Here is an 18,715-nt window from a genome sequence, read left to right on the forward strand (position 1 = left end):
CGCGCTCATTAGGCGGCCACACCAGATTGACGGCATGCAGATCGATATCAGATTCCCTGGATCATTCGCCGTCGCCCGCTGCCATCTCGCCAGCGGCGAAACCATTCGCGTCGAATCCGGCGCCATGCTCATGACGAGCAAGGGCGTCGAGCTCGAAGCCAAAGTCGAAGGCGGCCTCCTGCGCGGCCTGGCGCGCTCCGCCTTCGGCGGCGAATCGCTGTTCGTCACCCGCTACATCGCGCCGCCCGGCGGCGGCTGGGTCGATGTGGCCCACCACCTACCCGGCGACACCATGGCCGTCCCCGTCCGGCCCGACGTCGCCCTCATGCTGACCCGAGGGTCCTGGCTCGCCTCGACCGACCAGGTCGAGATCAAGACCAAGTGGGGTGGCATGTCCAACCTGATCGGCGGCGAGGGCGGCTTCCTCATCCGCGCCGAGGGCTCGGGACAGGTGATCCTCGGCTGCTACGGAGCGCTTCAGGCCGTCGAACTGGCCACTGGAGAGTCGGTGATCGTCGACTCGGGGCACGTCGTGGCCTATGAGGAGACGGTGCGGAGCGATCTGCGCCGTGCCGTCGAGGGCAAGACGATCCAGTCGCTCAAGTCGGGCGAGGGGCTGGTCTTCGAGTTCACCGGGCCCGGACGTGTCTACACCCAGACCAGGAATCCCACCGAGCTGACCAACTGGCTGACGGCCGTGCTGCCGTTCAGCCGCGACTGAGCAGGCCGGCGGTGCCACACCGGGAAGCCCTGGTGCTCACCGGCGGAAACCGGCCACAGCGTCGGCAGCGGCCTCCACACGCCATACGGCGGGCGTCACCTGCGCCCGTACGTCCGCCAGGCACTGCAGCAGCTCGGCGTCGCGGCCGGACTCGAGCGCCCGCCCGATCCGGTTGAGCTCGACGCGGGCTCGCATCTGCCCGCGGGCGACGGGAACGGGCACCAGACGCTCCTCAGCAACCGCCACCGCCGTCTCGGCGACGTAGGCGATGACGCTCAGACCGGAGCGGTTGGCGGCGATCCTGATCGCCGCCAACTCGAAGTCATCGAAGCGCAGCGGGCCGACGCAATGCGGCGCGGCTGCGTTTGGCGGGTCCGTCGTCGTGCCATCGCCGGTCTTCCCCTCGGGGCCCTCGTCAGCGCTTGATCGTCAAGCCGGTCAAGCGCGCCGAGCGGCCGCGCCGGATAAGACAGACTTATGGCTGTAGTACTAGGCCTCGGCGATGGGAAGTCCCTGATCGTCGAGCTCGGCCGGGAGGCCGAACGTCGCGTAGACGTTGGGGTCCTGGAAGACCGAGTTCCGGGTGATGCCCTCGTCGGTGACGGTGAAGATCTGGAGCGTGTGCAGGTTGTACCCGTCGCCGACGCGCTGATAGGCGGCGAATCCGGGCTGGCCGCCGTTGGCCGCGACCTCCTTGAGGAGCCAGTCCTTCCCGGCCGCCCTGAAGACCCATTCCATGAACAGGCCGTAGTTGCTGCGGCCGGAGAACCAGTTGAGCATCGGCGGCATCTCCATGATCACGTCCTCGGTGAGCAGCCGCTTGAGGCCCTCGACGTCGGCCAGCTCGAATGCCTTCATGTAGCGTTCGACCCAGGCGCGCTGCTCGGCCGCGGACGGCTCGCTGACCCGTTCCTGCCGGACCCCGACCTCTTTGACGCGAGTACGCGCCCGCTGCAGGGAACTGTTCACCGACACGACGGTGGTGCCGAGGATTTCCGCCGTTTCGGCCGCGGAGAAGCTGAGCACGTCACGCAGGATCAGCGCACCGCGCTGACGCGCCGACAGGTGCTGGAGGGCGGCGGCGAACGCCAAGCGCAGGCTGCTGCGGTCGATCACGGCCCCAGCCGGGTCGCCAGCGTCCAGCAGCGAGTCCGGCAAGGGCTGGAGCCAGGCGGCGTGCTCTCCCTGGACGAACGGCCCGAGCGGATCCGACGCGGCCACCAGCCCCGACGGCAGCGGTCGGCGGCCGTGGACCTCCAGGGCGGTCAGGCAGGCGTTGGTTGCGATCCGGTAGAGCCAGGTGCGCAGTGAGCTGCGGGTATCGTCGTACTGCTCCCGCGCCCGCCACGCCCTCAGGTACGTGTCCTGGACCAAGTCCTCCGCGTCGTGAGCCGAGCCGAGCATCCGGTAGCAGTACGCCAGCAGCTCCCTCCGGAACGGTTCGATCCGACGATCGAAGCCTTCCTTCCCCGTCATCACGCCACGCTCCATTCCCACTGCCGCCACAGCCACCGTACCTGGCGGCTGCGGTGACAATCCGCGATGAGCGGACAGGTCACCCCGCGCGGTCATCAACGACCTGGCCATGGCGTGCATCCCAAATTTCGGATAAATAGTGCTGTTCCTGAACGTCGCTCGTAGGTACGGGCGTCGGTACGAAAGTCACGCCAAGGGGCCTGGGAACAGGTCCTTGGCGTGACTTTTCGTTCGGATGCGTCTCGCGGGTCCTCCGGGTTGCATGTGGTGCAAGGTCCGAGGCGCCCATGCGAGGGCATCTGGCCATCGGGGAGTGAAGTTCCTACAGAGCGATGCAGGGCTTTTCGGTCCGATATTCGTCATGGCCCTGCACACGGTCACCGCTGGTTACAGGGAAGGGTTCACTGCGCAGGCGCCAGCACCGGGCTGTTGTGATAGGCGGCGATCAGCCACTGGCCGTCCCGCTTCTCGAAGACCCAGGTGCAGTTCACCTTACGCACGTCGTCTGGGACCTCGGTCTCGCCGGGGAACAGGATGGCGGATTCGCTGATGACGATCGCGCCGTCCCTACCGACGAACCGGATGCTGAGCTGCTTGTTGTAGGTCGAGCTGCCCTTGAGCGGCCCATCGAAGGCCAGGGCCATGTTCTGACGGATCACGTCACGGCTGTCTCGGAGCGAGCCGGTCATGATGGCGGTCGCGTCCGCGGTGTAGTTGGCGACCATGCCGTCGGCGTCGCCGGCCTCCCACGCCTTGTAGGAGTCAACCAGTACGGCCTGGATGGCGGCCTCGTCTGCCGCACGACTGTTCGACATTGGATTCTCCCTTGTGATCGATTCGCCCGAGGTGGTCCGGCGAGCTCGTGAGTACATACCGGCGGCGGGGTCGGAACTCATCGCGGCGGATGAAAATCCGTCTCTACGTCTTCGAGTGCGGCCTGGCGGCCGCCGTTCCGCCGGGCGTGCGGCCTCTTCGAACCGGCCCCGGCGAGGCGTGGTCGAGGGCAGCATCCCCGCTGATCAGGGGGATGTTCCGGCGCGGCACGCGGTACCCGAGTGGGCGGTGACGGCCCGACCCCGCCGAGGGCTGCGCCTTCCCCGCCGCCCCCACCGAGATCCGCATCGGCTACGCCCGCGTCTCGACCAAAGACCAGAAGCTGGAACGGCAAATCGACGCGCTGGCCGGCTATGGCTGCCGCCGCATCTTCACCGACACCAAATCTGGCAAGAACGCCCAGCGGCCCGAACTGCCGGCCGTGGCCGCGCGTCCCGCAGGCGGGGCAGACGCCGCGGTCCTGCATCGGCTTGGGGCGGATGCTCTCCTGGTGGGGTCGGGCGGCCGGCATCTGCACCAGCCAGGCGCGTTCGCGCTCGGCGTCCGGGTCGGCGCCGGCGTCGCTGGGGCGTTCGACGGCCGGGCGGGGGGCCGGCAGCTCGGCGGCGATGGCGCGGGCGCTGCGGGCGCGGGCCGGCCGGCGGCGCTGAGAAGCGATCTCCCGCTCGCTGAGCGCCCCGTCGACCGCCTGGCGGGCGTCGACGACCCGATGGACACGACCGACTGGTTCGCGCCTCCGGGCGCCGGGTCGGTGATCGCGATCGTGGCGACCGACGCGCCGCTGCTGCCTGGCCAGTGCAAGGCGCCGGCCCGCAGGGTGCCGATGGGCCTGGCCAGGACGGTCACGACGGGCAGCCACTTCTCCGGCGACATCTTGCTGGCCTTCTCCACGGCCAACGCGGGCGCGCTGACGAGCGGCTTCGTCACCGAGGAGGACTACCAGAACCTGCGGTTCGTGCCGTGGGGGCGGATGGACCCGTTCTACGCCGCGGTCGTGGCGGCGGTGAAGGAGGCCGTGCTGAACGCCCTGGCGGCGGCACGGGAGATGACCGGCAGGAACGGGCAGCGCTCCCCCGCGCTGCCCGTCGACCGGGTCGTCGGGCTGGTCACGGCCTGAGCCGTCCGGGACACCGGCGGCTCAGCCGGGAAGCGGGAAGCAGGAAGCAGGAAGCAGCGGGCCGGAATCGGCGGGCTCAGCGCGCGGCGGGGACCGGGCGGGGCAGGCGCGGGATGCCGGTGAGCCTGTTCTCCTCGCGCAGCGTGCGCAGCTGCTCGACCTCGAAGGTCCAGCGCGCGCCGTCGGGGGTCGCCTTGGCCTTGCGCCGGGCGATGCGGTCGTCGTAGGCCTTCACGCCGAACATGGCGCGCTGACCGGCCTCGGCGGCGCGCAGGGCGTCGGTGAGCGCCTTGTCGAGCAGCAGCCCCGCCGCGTGCAGCTCGACCTCGGGCGCCGCGGCCGTGCGCAGCTCGTGGACGACGGCCTCGGCCTGCCTGGCCTTCTCGATCAGGGCGGGGAAGCTCTTGGAGATCTCCTGGTCGGCGTGGAAGCGCACCTCGGCCTCACGGCTCACACGCGGACGGAAAAACGCCATCGGACAGCTCCCTTTCAGTCGTTACGAGCGGTAGCGTACGCGGTTCCGGCCCCGAACACCCACTCGGGTGGGCCGTCGCCGTCCCTCTGGCCACAGGTCGGGCGGCACGCCGGGGTGCGGCGGACGCGTGACCGCCTTTACAAAGTATGGCAAGATGATCTCCATGCCGGCCAAGCGACCACCCGTGCCCCTGTCCCGCGAGCGCATCATCGACGCGGCCCTGCACATCGCCGACGGCCAGGGCCTGCGCAGGCTGACCATGCGCAGGCTCGGCGACGCCCTCCAGGTGGAGGCCATGGCCATCTACCATCACCTGCCGCGGGGCAAGGAGGCGCTGATGGACGCGCTGGCCGAGCACGTGACCGCCATCCAGGTCGATCCGGCCCCCAGCTGGCAGGAGACGGCCAGGCAGTGGTGCAGGGCGCAGCGGGCGGCGCTCAGGGAGCACCCGGGCGTGCTCGCGCTGGCCCTGACCAAACCCCCCAAAGGGGCTACGGCGATCGCCATCGTGGAGCAGGTCGAGCAGCTGACGGAGGCGGGGCTGACCGACGCCGCCGAGGCCGTCCGCACGATGCGCGCCTTCGTGTTCGGCAGCGTCGCGGTGGAGGTGCAGCAGTCGGGATGGGCCGACCCGGAACGCGACACCTGGGTGCGCCACGACGAGCGCGCCGACGCCGACTTCGAGCGCGGCCTGGAGGCCATGCTGCGCGGTCTGGCCGCGTAACAGAGGGTTTACCGGCCCGTCAGCGTGTCGAAGCCGGCCCGTTATCGTAGGTGAGGCACGCTGTGTCGTAGGTCACATGGTCTGAACCACCCGGGGATCCTCCTTGAATCGTCCTAACGGGCTATGTCGGAAAGTGTGACGCACGCCGCACACTTGGCGCAGAATACGAAACAGCCCGAGCCGCTCCCCCGCCGCTTCCAGCGAGGGAGCCCAGTCAAGAGATATCGGAGGCACGCCGATGTGCCCGCACGACCCGGCCTGTCCGTCTGCTGAGGCGCCCGACCGCGAGGCCGCACGCACCCTCGCGTCGCATCCCGAGCAGGGATGGAGCCTTCTGTGCAACGGTGTGGTCCTCTTCGAGGACACCGGGGAGCTCCTGCCCAGCGGCGACGTCATCGCCCCGCACCGGCCGCTGCCGCTGGTCGGCGCCGCCTGACAGTCAGTACCGCGCCGCGAGCCAGTCGGCGACCACCTCGCCGACCTTCGCGGGATCCTTCTTGAGGTCGTGCCCTTCGCCCGGCAGCACAACCAGACGTGCGGCGTCGGCGGCGTCGGGCACCCCGAAGGGGTCCCTGTCCCCGTTCACCACCAGCACGTCGACCCCCGCACCGCGCAGCTCGTCGGCGCGGGAGCGTTCCGGCTTCCCCGGCGGATGCAGGGGGAAGGCCAGCGCCACCACGGCGTCCGCACCCGCCGCCTTCGCCGTACGGCACGCGACCCTGGCGCCGTTGCTCCTGCCGCCCTGCACGAGCGGAAGCCCCGGATAGCGCCCGGTCAGCTCCGTGATGACGGCCAGCCACGCCTCGTCCTGCCGCGCGGGCGAGCCCGGCGCCCTGGCACCCGCCCGCCTGAACGGCTGGGTCACCCTGGCCACCGTGGCCCCCCTGTCCATGGCGGCGTCCCGTACGGCCAGCAGGTCCGGCGCGTCCACGCCGCCGGCCGAGCCATGAGTGAGCACCAGCAGGAACCTGGGCCGTTCCACCTCGTCGACGTCGACCAGTGCCGCCCCCCGCGGCGTCGTGATCTCCACCCTCCAACGGTAGCCGCAGGGGTGCCCCCCGCCTCGCACCGGCCCACGTCCGGCGCCCGTGTCCGGTGTCCACACCCGGCGCGGCGCCTCCGCCCACACCCCGTGCCCCGCGCCCGCGCCCCGCCCACGCCTCGCGCCCGGTGCCCGGTGCCCCGCGCCCCGCCCACGCCCCGTGCCCGGTGCCCCGCGCCGCCACCCACGCCCCGTGCCCGGTGTACCCGGCGCCCGCGCCCGCGTCCGGGCCCGCGCCCGGCGCTTGGGGCCGTGCTCACGCGCCGGGGCTGAGCGCGTCCCTGTCGAAGCGGAGCCTTACCTGCGCGGCCAGTTCCTCGTCGGCGTGCGACAGGCCGTACTGCCAGACCTCGTCAGCGGCCTCGCCCCTCCCGCGCAGGGGCAGGGTGCGGGCGAGCAGCTCGATCGCCAGCGCGCTCGTCTCCGCCTCGTGCCCCGCCTCCTGCCCGGCTTCCTGCCCCGCCTCGACGGCGCCGGCGAACTCCGCGCACGCCAGCTCGAGATGGGCGATGCCGAGCAGCACCCGCAGCCGCGCCTCGTGGGCGCCTTCGGCCAGCGGCAGGGCCTCGACCAGCACCGTGGCGGCCTCGCCCGGCTCTCCGGTGTCCAGCAGCAGTTCGGCGAGCTCCTGGGCGGCGCGGGGGCTCAGCTCGGGGTCGCCGACGGCGATGGCCGCCCGCAGCTCGCGTTCGGCCTCCTCCTCGCCGGCGGCCAGGTGGGCCAGCGCCAGGTGCGCCAGCGGCAGGTAGGCGGCCGTCCCCATGCCGATCACGGCCTGCCAGGCTCCTCTGGCCTGCTCGGCGTTCCCCTCGCGTTCGAAGCCGCGCGCGAGGTGGCAGGCGGCCTGGGCCGCGTACTCGGGGTGGCCGGTGGCCAGCGCGGCCCGCGCCGCCGCTCTGGCGCCCGCGACGTCGCCCCGCTCCTCCAGCACCACGGCCAGGCCCACGGCCGCCTGGGCCCGGTCGCGTCCCTCGGGGTCGGCGGCCAGCTCGGCGAAGATCGCCGCCGCGCCCTCGAGGTCGCCGCTCTCGGCGAGGCGGCGGGCACGGTCGAGCGGGCCGGTGGTCAGCGGGGTGTCGAGCTCGGGGGACGTCAACAAGGCTCCTTGGAGACCGGTGGGGATCAACCGATGACGATCAACGTCGAGCCTAACGATTTCCGGCCGCCGCGTCGCCCGACATGACCATCCTGTGCACGGGTGTTGGCTACGTCCCCACCTGAGATGCCGAACGGGCGGCCCCCCTCGCAGGGGAGGCCGCCCGTTCGGTTCCGCTCAGTCCTCGTACGCCGACAGGGGCGGGCAGGCGCAGACCAGGTTGCGGTCGCCGTAGGCCTGGTCGATCCTGCGGACGGGCGAGAAGTACTTCCCGTCGCGCAGCCCCTGGACGGGGTAGGCGGCCTCGGTCCTGGTGTACGGGTGCGGCCACTCGTCGGCCACCAGCGACTCGGCGGTGTGCGGGGCGTTGCGCAGCGGGTTGTCGGTCTTGTCGTAGGTGCCGTCGGCCACCTTGGCGATCTCGCCGCGGATGGCGGCCATCGCCTCGACGAACCTGTCGAGCTCGGCCAGGTCCTCGCTCTCGGTCGGCTCGATCATCAGCGTGCCGGCGACGGGGAAGGACATCGTCGGGGCGTGGAAGCCGTAGTCGATGAGGCGCTTGGCCACGTCGTCGACCGTGACGCCGGTCTCCTTGGTGATCTGGCGCAGGTCGATGATGCACTCGTGGGCGACCAGGCCGCCGCGTCCGGTGTAGAGGACAGGGTAGTGCGGGGCCAGGCGGCGGGCGAGGTAGTTGGCCGACAGGATGGCCTGCTCGGTCGCGGCCTTGAGGCCCTCGCCGCCCATCAGCCTGACGTAGGCCCACGAGATCGGCAGGATGCCGGCCGAGCCGTACGGCGCGGCCGAGACCGGGCCGACCGGCGAGCCGTCGCGCAGCGGGTGGCCCGGCAGGTAGGCGGCCAGGTGACCGCGCACGGCCACCGGACCGACGCCGGGGCCGCCGCCGCCGTGCGGGATGCAGAAGGTCTTGTGCAGGTTGAGGTGGGAGACGTCGGCACCGAACTCGCCCGGCTTGGCCAGGCCGACGAGGGCGTTGAGGTTGGCCCCGTCGACGTAGACCTGGCCGCCGGCGGCGTGGACCTTGGCGCAGACCTCGGTGATCGTCTCCTCGTAGACGCCGTGCGTGGACGGGTAGGTCACCATGATCGCGGCCAGCGACTCGGCGTGCTTGTCGATCTTGGCTTCGAGGTCGGCCAGGTCGACGTTGCCGTTGTCGTCGCAGGCCACGACCACCACGCGCATGCCCGCCATGACCGCGCTGGCGGCGTTGGTGCCGTGCGCGGAGGAGGGGATGAGGCAGACGTCGCGGTGCGCGTCGCCGTTGGCGCGGTGGTAGGCGCGGATGGCCAGCAGCCCGGCGAACTCGCCCTGCGAGCCGGCGTTCGGCTGGATGGAGACGGCGTCGTAGCCGGTCACCTCGGCCAGCCAGGCCTCCAGCGTCTCGACCAGCTCGACGTAGCCGCCGGCCTGGGAGAGCGGCGCGTAGGGGTGGATGCCCGCGAACTCGGGCCAGGTGATCGGCTCCATCTCGGTGGTGGCGTTGAGCTTCATCGTGCAGGAGCCGAGCGGGATCATCGACCGGTCGAGGGCGATGTCCTTGTCCTGGAGCCGGCGCAGGTAGCGCAGCATCGAGGTCTCGGAGTGGTGGCTGTGGAAGACCGGGTGGGTGAGGTAGTCGCTCTCCCTGGCCAGGCCCTCGGGCAGGGCGTCCTCGGCGGCCAGGTCGGTCAGCGAGACGCTCACGCCGAAGGCGGCGGCGACCTGCTCCAGGTGGGCCAGGGTGGTCTTCTCGTCGCAGGCGACCGAGACGTGGTCGGCGTCGGCCTGCCAGAGGTTGACGCCGCGCTCGGCGGCCGCGGCGACCACCTGGGCCGCCTTGCCGGGCACGCGGGCAAGCACGGTGTCGAAGAAACCGTCGTGGACGATCTCGACACGCCCGGCGCGCAGGGCCGCGGCGAGCGTGACGGCCATGCGGTGGGTGCGCTGGGCGATGCGGCGCAGCCCCTCGGGGCCGTGGTAGACGGCGTACATGCCGGCGATGACGGCCAGCAGCACCTGGGCGGTGCAGATGTTGCTGGTGGCCTTCTCGCGGCGGATGTGCTGCTCGCGGGTCTGCAGGGCCAGGCGGTAGGCGGGGTCGCCGTCGGCGTCCACCGACACGCCGACGAGCCGGCCCGGCATCTGGCGCTGCAGGCCCTCGCGGACCGACATGTAGGCGGCGTGCGGGCCGCCGAAGCCGAACGGCACGCCGAAGCGCTGCGAGGAGCCGATGGCGATGTCGGCGCCGAGCTCGCCGGGGGCCGCGACCAGCGTCAGCGACAGCAGGTCGGCCGCGGCCACGACCAGCGCGCCGCCCGCGTGGGCGGTCTCGGCCAGGGCGCGGAAGTCGCGCAGGCGGCCGGAGGCGCCCGGGTACTGCACGAGCACGCCGAAGCACTCGGGCAGCTCACCGTCGAGGGAGTCGACGACCAGCTCGATGCCCAGCGGCTCGGCCCGGGTGGCCAGTACGGCCTTGGTCTGGGGCAGCGCGTCGGCGTCGACGACGAAGACGTTGCTCTTGGACCTGCCCGCGCGGCGCGCCAGCGTCATCGCCTCGGCGGCGGCGGTGGCCTCGTCCAGCAGGGAGGCACCGGCCACGTCGAGACCGGTCAGGTCGGAGACGACGGTCTGGAAGTTGAGCAGCGCCTCCAGGCGGCCCTGGGAGATCTCCGGCTGGTAGGGCGTGTAGGCGGTGTACCAGCCCGGGTTCTCCAGCAGGTTGCGCCTGATCACCGCGGGGGTGACGGTGTCGTAGTAGCCCAGGCCGATCATGGAGGTGAGCACCTGGTTGCGGCCGGCCAGCGCCCGCAGTTCGGCGATCACTTCGCTCTCGCCCGCCGCGACGGGCAGCTTCAGCTGGTCCTTGGCCCTGATGGCCTCGGGTACGGCCACCGCTACCAGGTCGGCGACCGACTCGAAGCCGACCGCCTCCAGCATCTTGGCCTGCTCGCCGTCCGAGGGACCGATGTGGCGGGTCGCGAACGGCGGTGCAGCGAGGTCGCTGAGGGGCTCGGTCATGGAAACTGCCTCCCAAGGCTGGTGGAGAGCACGGGCGTCTGCCGGGTCTCCCCCTCTGTCATCAACCTGAGAGGTTCGCCCGCGGGGTCGCGGGCTTGCACCGTCGGTGAGACGCGCCTGGCGGGCGTGCCTGCTTTCCAGAGTGGCCTCGTCCGAGCGGTACTGGGTGCCTGAGAGATTCCGGGGAGGGTTGCTCCTTCGGCGCCCCGGTGGCCCGGGGACTCTCCCGCTCGGGGTCGTCGGCTCCAGCCCTAGGCTACCAGTGTCCGGGAATCAGCCCATTCGCCGGGCTCTGCGGCGCTGGGCGAGTTCGTCAGTGGGATGGTCGGCCGGGACGGTGTCCTCGACCGCCGCTCGTTCCCCCGGCAGCTCCGCGAGCGATCCCTCGACTTCGCGCCAGACCCTGCCCAGCGCGATACCGAACACTCCCTGACCGCCTTGCAGCAGGTCGATGACCTCGTCGGCCGAGGTGCACTCGTAGACGCTGACGCCGTCGCTCATGAGCGTGATCCTGCTCAGGTCGCCGACGCCCCGATCTCTCAGGTGCTGTACGGCGGTGCGGATCTGCTGGAGCGACACGCCGGTGTCGAGCAGCCGCTTGACGACCTTGAGCACCAGGATGTCGCGGAAGCTGTAGAGCCGCTGCGAGCCGGATCCGTGCGCGGCTCTTATCGTCGGCTCGACCAGGCCCGTGCGCGCCCAGTAGTCCAGTTGCCTGTAGGTGATGCCGGCCGCCGCGCAGGCCGTGGGGCCGCGATAGCCGATGTCGGCAGGCAGCGTCGTGGGCTGCTCGTCGAAGAGCAGGCCCTGCTCACCGGCACGCTGGCGCGCGGTTTCGCGCCGCACCGGATCTTCCTGGCCGGCCGTCTTTCCCTCGCCGCTGCTGACCGCCACGCGGACCTCCGGCTTTCTCTCATCCCGTGGTCTGATCTGGGGGTTCGTAAATGACAACCACAGGTTTCACTTGCACCGTAGGACCGTGACCATCCGCAGTCAACGATCCGGCTCGGCGCGTCGCGAAGCGTAAATGCAGTGAAATGCGTACCCCAGGTGGCGACCAAGGGTACGAGCCTTCACGAAGGGAGTCCTACCCCGCGCGTCCGAAGTCCTCGGGCGTGATGGTGTCAAGGAACTCCCTGAACTTCTCCACCTCATCCTCCTGGTCATCGGGGATGATCACTCCGGCCTCCTGCACGACCTCCTCGCTGGCGAAGATCCGCGCACCGGTGCGCAGCGCGAGGGCGATGGAGTCGGAGGGGCGCGCGCTGACCTCCACGCCGTTGGAGAAGACCAGATCGGCGAAGAAGATCCCGTCACGCAGAGCGACGATGTTGACCGCACGCAGGCCGACGCCCAACGCGCTCAGCACGTCCCTGAACAGGTCGTGGGTCAAGGGCCTGGGCGGCGGTTCCTCCGCCTGGGCGAGCGCGATGGCCGTGGCTTCGGTCATTCCTATCCAGATCGGGAGAAACCTCTCACCCTGCGCCTCCTTGAGCAGAACGATCGGCTGATTTGTGGGCATTTCAACGCGAACGCCCACTACCTCCATCTGCAACACGGGCTGCTCCGAATTCACGATCCATGGGCCGCATCTACCGCACTTCAACGTAACACCCACTGGGTAGGTAATATCCCCTGCCCCCGAGGCTTCCCGCCAACCTACCGGGCTCCCGGGCCGCCTCGGCGGGCGCCCGCATCCCCGACGGCAGCGGGCGAGCGGAATTTCCGGTTTTTTCGGGATGCCGCCCTGCGGGTCAGCCGCCCAGGGCCGAGCGGACGGCGGTGCGCAACAGAGCGGCGTGCAGCTCGAGCAACTGGCCGGACAGCTGCCTGGCCGTCTCGTCGGCCTCGCCGATGGCGCCCGGAGCGCGCCGCTTGAGGATGGGGGCGACGGCCTGCTCCACCAGACCGGCCTCGCGCTCGGCGGCGGCCCTGACCGCGCGCAGGTGCCGGGCGTGCAGGCCGTACCGGGCCAGGGCGCCGACGCTGCGCGCCACCTTGACCGCGTCCTCGTCGTAGCGCCGGGCGACCGGCGCGAGCAGGCCGTAGTCCTCCAGCTCGGTGAGGGTCTCGTCGTCGAGCCCGCTGGCCTCCAGCAGCTCGGCGCGGCTGAACCGGACCTCCTTGGTCTCGGGCAGCGCCCGGGGACGGCCGAGCTCGTCGGCCATCCTGTCCTTGATGACCCGCAGCGGCAGGTAGTGGTCGCGCTGCTCGGTGAGGATGAAGCGCAGCTGCTCCACGTGCATGTAGGTGAACTTGCGATAGCCCGAGGGGCTGCGCTCGGGCTCGATCAGCCCCTCGCTCTCCAGGAAACGGATCTTGGAGACGGTGACGTCGGGGAACTCGCCCTGCAGAAGGGCGAGCACCTCCCCGATGCTCATGTGCGAACGCGCCGCCTGGGAGCTCATGCGCCCCGCGTGAGGAAGACGAGGCGGAACTTACCGATCTGCACCTCGTCGCCGCTGTGGAGGGGCACCTCCTCGATGCGCTCCCTGTTGACGTAGGTGCCGTTGAGGCTGCCGACGTCGCGGACGGTGAAGGCGCCGCCGGGATGGCGGTAGAACTCCACGTGACGCCGCGAGACCGTGATGTCGTCGAGGAAGATGTCGCTCTCGGGATGCCGGCCCGTCGTGGTCAGGTCGCGGTCGAGCCGGAAGCGGCTGCCGGCGTTGGGACCACGGGTGACCACCAGCAGCGCCGCGCCGGGCGGCAGCTGCTCGACGGCGGCCCGCTCGGCCAGCAGGGCGTCGGCCGTCTCCGCCTCATACGCCTCGATTCCCGCGACGGAGATCGTCGAGGTGGTGTCCCCTGAGACCTCGTGTCTGGTCAGCGGCGACCCACACCGGGAGCAGAAGCGGGCATCCTCGGGGTTGGCATGACCGCACTGCGTACAGTAGACGTACGGCATCGATCGGCTCGGCCTCCTACCGCGAGAACGCGGCGACGGTTGATCAGGGCGCCCCACGCCTCTCGCTTAGTTCACGTTTGCGAATGCCGCAACTTACGCTGATCACGAGCAAAGGTCAAGGCGAGACGCCGCACGACGGGTTCGGACGGTGACAAAGTTACCGCCGAGCCGCCCTCAAGGTCCATGCCGCCGCGCCAGTTGTGTTGTCACGTTCCCGCCGCCTGCTCGACGACGCGCGCCCATCTGTCGAGAAATGCCTCCGCTGTGTCGAAATCATGCGCCTCGGCCCACAGGTCGGTGGCGGGTTCGCTGGCGGCGGGCAGGATCAGCGCCCAGCGCCCGTCGTCGCCGACCACCCGCACGCCGTCGGTGGTGTCGATGTCGAAACCCTCGGCGGCCTCGATGACCGAGCGCATCACCGCACCCTTGGTGGCCCACGGCGTCGGGACGGTCCGCTTGAGCAGCTTGGCCTCGGGGATGCGCGCGTCGATCTGGCTGAGCGTCAGGCGGGTGCGGGCCACCAGGCCGAGCAGGCGCAGGAAGGCCGCCAGGCCGTCCACCGTGGCCCCGAACTCCGGCACGATGAAACCGCCCCTGCCGTCCCCCGCGAAGATCATGTACGGCTTGGCGGCGGCGGAGGTGAGCGCGTCGAGCGAGGTCGAGGTCCACTCGACCTGGACGCCGTGGAAGCGGCACACCTGCTCGGCCACCCTGGTCGTGGTGACGGGCAGCGCCACCCTGCCGCGGCGGCGCTCGGCGGCGACCAGGTCGAGCACCACCAGCAGCGCGCGCTCCTCGCTGATGAGCTGGCCCATCTCGTCGACCAGGGCGATGCGCTCGCCGACCGGGTCGAAGCGGACGCCGAAGGCGGCCCGGGAGGAGCCGACGAGCTCCGACAGGCGCTGCAGGTCCCGGCGGCGCTCGGCGAGCGTCTCGGTGGGCGAGGCGGAGTCGAGCCTGGCGTTGACGGTCAGCACCTCGACGCCGAGGCGGCCGAGCAGGGTGGGCAGGACCACCGAGGAGGTGCCGCCCGCGCAGTCGACGACCACCTTCATGCCGTCCACGCCGGTCATGTCGACGCAGCGCAGCAGTTCCTGCGCGTAGTCCTCCACCGCCCTGGCGGGGAAGCTCAGCTCGGCGATCTCGCCGGGGAAGGCCCGGCGGAACTCCTGGCGCGAGAAGACGCGCTCCAGCTTGCGCTGGGCGGCGGGGGTGAGATCGGCGCCGTGGGAGTCCATGAAGACGATGTCGACGCTCTGCGGGTCGCCCGAGGTGGTGCGCAGCGCGATCCCGCCGCCGGCGGGCCTGCGGGAGGTGTGGAAGCGGGCCACGGGCAGCGGCATGGCCTCCAGGTCGAGCACGTCGATGGCGCTCGCGGTCAGCGCGCTGATCACCGCGCGCTTGAGCGCCCTGGCCGCGCGGGAGGAGTCGCGCGAGGTGATGACCTGGTCGCCCTTCTTCAGGGTGGTGGCGTAGGCGCTGGCCAGCCGTACGCAGAGCTCGGGGGTGATCTCGACGTTGACCAGGCCGCTGACGCCGCGCGGGCCGAACAGGCTGCGCTGGCCGCGCGACTCCCAGATGACGCTGGTGTTGACGACCGCGCCGGCCTCGACGGTCTTGAAGGGATAGACCTTGACGCCGCTGGAGACGTAGGCCTCGGCCTCGATGACGCACTCGTCGCCGACGACGGCGTTCTCGGCGATGCGGGCGCCGGTCATCAGGTCGGTGTTCTTGCCGATGACGCAGCCGCGCAGGTGCGCGCCGGGGCCGATGTAGACGTTGTCGTGGACGACCGCGCGGTGCAGGAAGGCCCCTTCGCGCACGACGGCGTTGCTGCCGAGCACGGTGTACTCGCGCAGCTCGGCCCCGGCCTCGATCTTGACGTAGTCGCCGATGAGCAGCGGGCCCTTCAGGACGGCCTCGGGGTCCACCTCGGCGCCCTCGCCCACCCAGACGCCCGGCGACATCTCGAAACCGCCGATGTCGAGCTTGACCCGTCCGGACAGCGCGTCGGCCTGGGCCTTGAGGTAGCTGTCGTTGGTGCCGACGTCCTCCCAGTAGCAGTCGGAGACGTAGCCGTAGATCGGGGCGCCGCGTTCGAGCAGGCGCGGGAAGACGTCGGAGGACCAGTCGACGGCCTCCCCCGCGGGGACCTCGTCGAGGATTTCTGGCTCCATGACGTAGATGCCGGTGTTGACCGTGTCGGAGAAAACCTGGCCCCAGGTGGGCTTCTCGAGAAAGCGCTGCACCCTGCCCTGGTCGTCGACGATGATGATCCCGAACTCGAGCGGGTTGGGAACGCGCGTCAGACCGATGGTGACAAGAGCCGAATTCTCCCGGTGAAACCGGATCATGGCCGATAAATCGATATCGGTCAGGGCATCGCCGGAAATGACCATGAAACGATCGTCGCGCAGTTTGTCGGCGGCGTTCTTGACGCTGCCGGCCGTACCGAGTGGCAGGTCTTCGGTGGCGTAGTGCAGGCGCATGCCCAGTTCGTCGCCGTCGCCGAAGTAGCTGCGCACGAGCGCCGCCAGGAACTGGACCGTGACGACGGTCTCGGTCAGTCCGTGTTTGCGGAGCAGCCGGAGGACGTGTTCCATGATCGGGCGGTTGACCACAGGAAGCAGGGGTTTGGGCTGGTTCGCGGTCAGCGGTCGCAACCGCGTGCCCTCCCCGCCTGCCATGACGACCGCCTTCACCCGATCACTCCTTCTTCGCAGTTTGCCGGGGATCGCGCAGCTCATCCCTGGCAGCGGTGATGAGCCGGCGCACCTGTACCACATACAACACGCCCGCCCACCAGTACAGACCCGTTCCCCAGATGGCGAACGCCCATCCGATGATCCTCGCAGTATCGGCATACCAGGAGCCGGTATGAGAGGCCAGGAAGAGCAGCGGGAAGGCGTACATGAGGTTGGCCATGGCGGCTTTGCCAAGGAAATGCACGGGCAGTGCCTTGTAGCCGTATTTGCGGAGCACGGGAAAGAAACATCCGACGAAGATTTCCCGGGCGAGAATGATCGCCACGAGCCACCAGGGGATCACGTCCCTGAGGACCAGGCCGAGGATCGTGGCGAAGACGTAGAGCTTGTCGGCCGCGGGGTCGATGATGCGGCCCAGCCTGCTGGTCTGGTTCCACGCGCGGGCGATCTTGCCGTCCAGCCAGTCGGTGAATCCCGCGACCATGAGCAGCCCGATCGCCCAGCCGTCGGCCTGGGGCCCGAGAACCAGCCACAGGAACACGGGCACACCCAGCAGGCGCAGGAAGCTCAGCAGGTTAGGAACCGTCCAGATCCGGTCCTCCGCTGACGAAGGGGCGGAAGTTTCGCTCACGCTTGCGACCCTACTGCGTCGCCGACCTGCGTACGCTGCGCCGTCCGCCTCGTCCGGTTCCGGCCGCGGACCGGACCCTTCACCCCCAGGGGTTTCGGACACCTGGACGGATCGGGGGTTGCGCGCGCCCCCGGTGATCGGGTTACGGTGGCGCCGACCAACGCGGGAGCCCGGTGTGACCGGGCTGAGAGGACGGCTGACCAGCCGCCGACCGCCAGAACCTGCTCCGGGTAATGCCGGCGAAGGGAGTTTGCGCGATGAGTGGCGCGCGTTTTTCCAAGATCTACCAGGGCGATCTCCGGGTCCCGATGCGCCGGATCAGCCTGTCCGACGGCACGAGCTTCACCGTCTACGACACCTCCGGCCCCTACACCGACCCGGAGGTCGAGACCGACGTCACCCGCGGCCTGGCCCCGCTGCGCGAGCGGTGGGTCCTCGACCGGGGCGACGTGGCCCGGTACGGCGGCCGCCAGGTCCAGCCCCTCGACGACGGCTACCGCGACCAGAACGCGTGGAAGCGCGCAGGGACGAGCGCGTTCGCCGGGCGGCGCCGCGACCCCCTCAGGGCGGCGGGCGCGCCCGTCACCCAGCTCGCCTACGCCCGCCGCGGCGTGGTGACCAAGGAGATGGCGTTCGTCGCGGCCAGGGAGGGCGTCGACCCGGAGTTCGTCCGCGCGGAGGTGGCGGCGGGCAGGGCCGTCATCCCGGCCAACGTCAACCACCCCGAGAGCGAGCCGATGATCATCGGGCGCAACTTCCTGGTCAAGATCAACGCCAACATCGGCAACTCCGCCGTCACCTCCTCCGTCGAGGAGGAGGTGGAGAAGATGACCTGGGCCATCCGCTGGGGCGCCGACACCGTCATGGACCTGTCGACCGGCCGCGACATCCACACCACCCGCGAGTGGATCATCCGCAACTCCCCCGTGCCCATCGGCACCGTCCCCCTCTACCAGGCGCTGGAGAAGGTCGACGGGGTCGCCGCCCGCCTGTCGTGGGAGATCTACCGCGACACCCTCGTCGAGCAGTGCGAGCAGGGCGTCGACTACGTCACCGTGCACGCCGGCGTGCGGCTGGCGTACGTGCCGCTCACCGTCGGGCGCACGACCGGCATCGTCTCGCGCGGCGGCTCGATCATGGCGGCCTGGTGCCTGGCGCACCACCGCGAGAACTTCCTGTACGAGAACTTCGCGGAGATGTGCGAGATCCTCGCCTCCTACGACGTCGCCTTCTCCCTCGGCGACGGGCTGCGTCCCGGCTCGATCGCCGACGCCAACGACGAGGCGCAGTTCGCCGAGCTGCGCACGCTGGGCGAGCTCACCCGGATCGCCCACGCCCACGACGTCCAGGTGATGGTCGAGGGGCCCGGCCACGTGCCCATGCACAAGATCAAGGAGAACGTGGACCTGCAGCGCGAGCTGTGCGACGACGCCCCGTTCTACACCCTCGGCCCGCTGGTCACCGACATCGCGCCCGGCTACGACCACATCACCTCGGGCATCGGCGCGGCCATGATCGGCTGGTACGGCACCGCGATGCTGTGCTACGTCACGCCGAAGGAGCACCTCGGCCTGCCGGACAAGGACGACGTCAAGACCGGCGTGATCACCTACAAGATCGCCGCACACGCCGCCGACCTGGCCAAGGGCCATCCGGCGGCGCAGGCGTGGGACGACGCGCTGTCGCGGGCGCGGTTCGAGTTCCGCTGGGAGGACCAGTTCGACCTGTCCCTCGATCCGGACACGGCCCGCTCCTTCCACGACGAGACGCTGCCCGCGGCCCCGGCCAAGACCGCCCACTTCTGCTCGATGTGCGGGCCGAAGTTCTGCTCGATGCGGATCTCCCACGATCTGCGTGCGCAGGAGGGGATGCGGGGGAAGGCGGAGGAGTTCGTGCGCGGCGGCGGCGAGGTGTACCTGACCCTGCCCGAGCGCCGCTGAGACCGGACGGGACCCGCCCGCGCCGGGG

Annotated in this window: 18 protein-coding genes, 1 pseudogene and 2 riboswitches; of the genes and pseudogenes, 6 read left to right on the plus strand and 13 right to left on the minus strand. The window is 70.5% G+C overall.

Annotated elements, in window-relative coordinates; translation table 11 throughout:
• The first annotated feature begins 34 nt into the window (after nucleotides 1–34).
• On the plus strand, nucleotides 35–721 hold the full coding sequence (locus ACWDLG_RS27375) for a TIGR00266 family protein (protein ID WP_449925101.1): 687 nt from the start codon (nucleotides 35–37) through the stop codon (nucleotides 719–721).
• 36 nt (nucleotides 722–757) lie between these two features.
• Here the strand turns inward: ACWDLG_RS27375 and ACWDLG_RS27380 are convergent, their stop codons facing one another.
• The 3 genes from ACWDLG_RS27380 to ACWDLG_RS27390 form a co-directional block, all read right to left on the minus strand.
• Nucleotides 758–1,036, minus strand: a complete 279-nt coding sequence (locus ACWDLG_RS27380; protein WP_449925104.1) for a hypothetical protein — start codon at nucleotides 1,034–1,036, stop codon at nucleotides 758–760.
• Between the two features lie 174 nt (nucleotides 1,037–1,210).
• Complete coding sequence (locus ACWDLG_RS27385; protein ID WP_449925107.1) at nucleotides 1,211–2,197, minus strand: sigma-70 family RNA polymerase sigma factor; 987 nt, start codon at nucleotides 2,195–2,197, stop codon at nucleotides 1,211–1,213.
• Between the two features lie 401 nt (nucleotides 2,198–2,598).
• Entirely contained in the window at nucleotides 2,599–3,093 is a 495-nt protein-coding gene (locus tag ACWDLG_RS27390) for an SgcJ/EcaC family oxidoreductase (RefSeq protein ID WP_449925110.1), read from the minus strand.
• Between the two features lie 224 nt (nucleotides 3,094–3,317).
• On the opposite strand from ACWDLG_RS27390, the pseudogene ACWDLG_RS27395 reads away from it, so the two are divergent.
• Nucleotides 3,318–3,461 (plus strand): annotated as a pseudogene (locus ACWDLG_RS27395) (recombinase family protein); the annotation flags it as partial.
• Nucleotides 3,462–3,521: 60 nt separating this feature from the next.
• Entirely contained in the window at nucleotides 3,522–4,148 is a 627-nt protein-coding gene (locus ACWDLG_RS27400) for a P1 family peptidase (RefSeq protein WP_449925113.1), read from the plus strand.
• Between the two features lie 76 nt (nucleotides 4,149–4,224).
• Here ACWDLG_RS27400 and ACWDLG_RS27405 read toward each other — a convergent pair whose 3' ends face one another.
• Complete coding sequence (locus ACWDLG_RS27405; RefSeq protein WP_354906853.1) at nucleotides 4,225–4,602, minus strand: hypothetical protein; 378 nt, start codon at nucleotides 4,600–4,602, stop codon at nucleotides 4,225–4,227.
• A 184-nt stretch (nucleotides 4,603–4,786) separates the two neighbouring features.
• Between ACWDLG_RS27405 and ACWDLG_RS27410 the strand changes: the two genes are divergently transcribed.
• Together ACWDLG_RS27410 and ACWDLG_RS27415 are read left to right on the plus strand one after the other, a co-directional pair.
• The gene (locus ACWDLG_RS27410) at nucleotides 4,787–5,347 is read left to right on the plus strand and encodes a TetR/AcrR family transcriptional regulator C-terminal domain-containing protein (protein ID WP_449925803.1); all 561 of its coding nucleotides are present in this window, start codon (nucleotides 4,787–4,789) and stop codon (nucleotides 5,345–5,347) included.
• A 238-nt stretch (nucleotides 5,348–5,585) separates the two neighbouring features.
• A complete protein-coding gene (locus ACWDLG_RS27415; protein WP_354906855.1) occupies nucleotides 5,586–5,783 on the plus strand; it encodes a DUF5999 family protein in 198 nt (65 codons plus the stop codon).
• Nucleotides 5,784–5,786: 3 nt separating this feature from the next.
• On the opposite strand, the gene ACWDLG_RS27420 is transcribed toward ACWDLG_RS27415, so the two are convergent.
• From ACWDLG_RS27420 to ACWDLG_RS27460, 9 genes are all read right to left on the minus strand, one after another.
• Nucleotides 5,787–6,377, minus strand: a complete 591-nt coding sequence (locus ACWDLG_RS27420; protein ID WP_449925117.1) for an alpha/beta hydrolase family protein — start codon at nucleotides 6,375–6,377, stop codon at nucleotides 5,787–5,789.
• A 268-nt stretch (nucleotides 6,378–6,645) separates the two neighbouring features.
• Complete coding sequence (locus tag ACWDLG_RS27425) at nucleotides 6,646–7,485, minus strand: hypothetical protein (protein ID WP_354906857.1); 840 nt, start codon at nucleotides 7,483–7,485, stop codon at nucleotides 6,646–6,648.
• A 177-nt stretch (nucleotides 7,486–7,662) separates the two neighbouring features.
• Complete coding sequence (gene gcvP / locus ACWDLG_RS27430) at nucleotides 7,663–10,503, minus strand: aminomethyl-transferring glycine dehydrogenase (protein ID WP_449925120.1); 2,841 nt, start codon at nucleotides 10,501–10,503, stop codon at nucleotides 7,663–7,665.
• 147 nt (nucleotides 10,504–10,650) lie between these two features.
• Nucleotides 10,651–10,742: riboswitch (glycine riboswitch) on the minus strand.
• 34 nt (nucleotides 10,743–10,776) lie between these two features.
• Nucleotides 10,777–11,397: a MerR family transcriptional regulator gene (locus ACWDLG_RS27435; protein ID WP_354906859.1), complete on the minus strand. Its 621-nt coding sequence runs from the start codon at nucleotides 11,395–11,397 to the stop codon at nucleotides 10,777–10,779.
• A gap of 193 nt (nucleotides 11,398–11,590) precedes the next feature.
• On the minus strand, nucleotides 11,591–12,061 hold the full coding sequence (locus ACWDLG_RS27440; protein ID WP_183661379.1) for a bifunctional nuclease family protein: 471 nt from the start codon (nucleotides 12,059–12,061) through the stop codon (nucleotides 11,591–11,593).
• Nucleotides 12,062–12,257: 196 nt separating this feature from the next.
• On the minus strand, nucleotides 12,258–12,884 hold the full coding sequence (gene ftsR, locus ACWDLG_RS27445; protein WP_354906860.1) for a transcriptional regulator FtsR: 627 nt from the start codon (nucleotides 12,882–12,884) through the stop codon (nucleotides 12,258–12,260).
• Between the two features lie 23 nt (nucleotides 12,885–12,907).
• Nucleotides 12,908–13,411, minus strand: a complete 504-nt coding sequence (locus ACWDLG_RS27450) for an FHA domain-containing protein (protein ID WP_354906861.1) — start codon at nucleotides 13,409–13,411, stop codon at nucleotides 12,908–12,910.
• A 206-nt stretch (nucleotides 13,412–13,617) separates the two neighbouring features.
• Entirely contained in the window at nucleotides 13,618–16,113 is a 2,496-nt protein-coding gene (locus tag ACWDLG_RS27455; protein WP_449925128.1) for a sugar phosphate nucleotidyltransferase, read from the minus strand.
• Nucleotides 16,114–16,117: 4 nt separating this feature from the next.
• The gene (locus ACWDLG_RS27460; protein ID WP_354906863.1) at nucleotides 16,118–16,747 is read right to left on the minus strand and encodes a CDP-alcohol phosphatidyltransferase family protein; all 630 of its coding nucleotides are present in this window, start codon (nucleotides 16,745–16,747) and stop codon (nucleotides 16,118–16,120) included.
• Between the two features lie 152 nt (nucleotides 16,748–16,899).
• A riboswitch (TPP riboswitch) is annotated at nucleotides 16,900–17,012 on the plus strand.
• Between ACWDLG_RS27460 and thiC the strand changes: the two genes are divergently transcribed.
• Entirely contained in the window at nucleotides 17,005–18,687 is a 1,683-nt protein-coding gene (gene thiC / locus ACWDLG_RS27465) for a phosphomethylpyrimidine synthase ThiC (RefSeq protein ID WP_449925131.1), read from the plus strand. (Overlaps the previous riboswitch by 8 nt.)
• The last annotated feature ends 28 nt before the right edge of the window (nucleotides 18,688–18,715 follow it).

This window comes from Nonomuraea sp. NPDC003727, from assembly GCF_053586935.1.

Coding starts and splice junctions, on each gene's coding strand:
- gcvP (WP_449925120.1), bottom strand. CDS start 10,503: ATGACCGAGCCCCTCAGCGACCTCGCTGCACCGCCGTTCGCGACCCGC.
- ACWDLG_RS27415 (WP_354906855.1), top strand. CDS start 5,586: ATGTGCCCGCACGACCCGGCCTGTCCGTCTGCTGAGGCGCCCGACCGC.
- ACWDLG_RS27375 (WP_449925101.1), top strand. CDS start 35: ATGCAGATCGATATCAGATTCCCTGGATCATTCGCCGTCGCCCGCTGC.
- ACWDLG_RS27410 (WP_449925803.1), top strand. CDS start 4,787: ATGCCGGCCAAGCGACCACCCGTGCCCCTGTCCCGCGAGCGCATCATC.
- ftsR (WP_354906860.1), bottom strand. CDS start 12,884: ATGAGCATCGGGGAGGTGCTCGCCCTTCTGCAGGGCGAGTTCCCCGAC.
- ACWDLG_RS27385 (WP_449925107.1), bottom strand. CDS start 2,197: ATGACGGGGAAGGAAGGCTTCGATCGTCGGATCGAACCGTTCCGGAGG.
- thiC (WP_449925131.1), top strand. CDS start 17,005: ATGAGTGGCGCGCGTTTTTCCAAGATCTACCAGGGCGATCTCCGGGTC.
- ACWDLG_RS27450 (WP_354906861.1), bottom strand. CDS start 13,411: ATGCCGTACGTCTACTGTACGCAGTGCGGTCATGCCAACCCCGAGGAT.
- ACWDLG_RS27390 (WP_449925110.1), bottom strand. CDS start 3,093: ATGAGTTCCGACCCCGCCGCCGGTATGTACTCACGAGCTCGCCGGACC.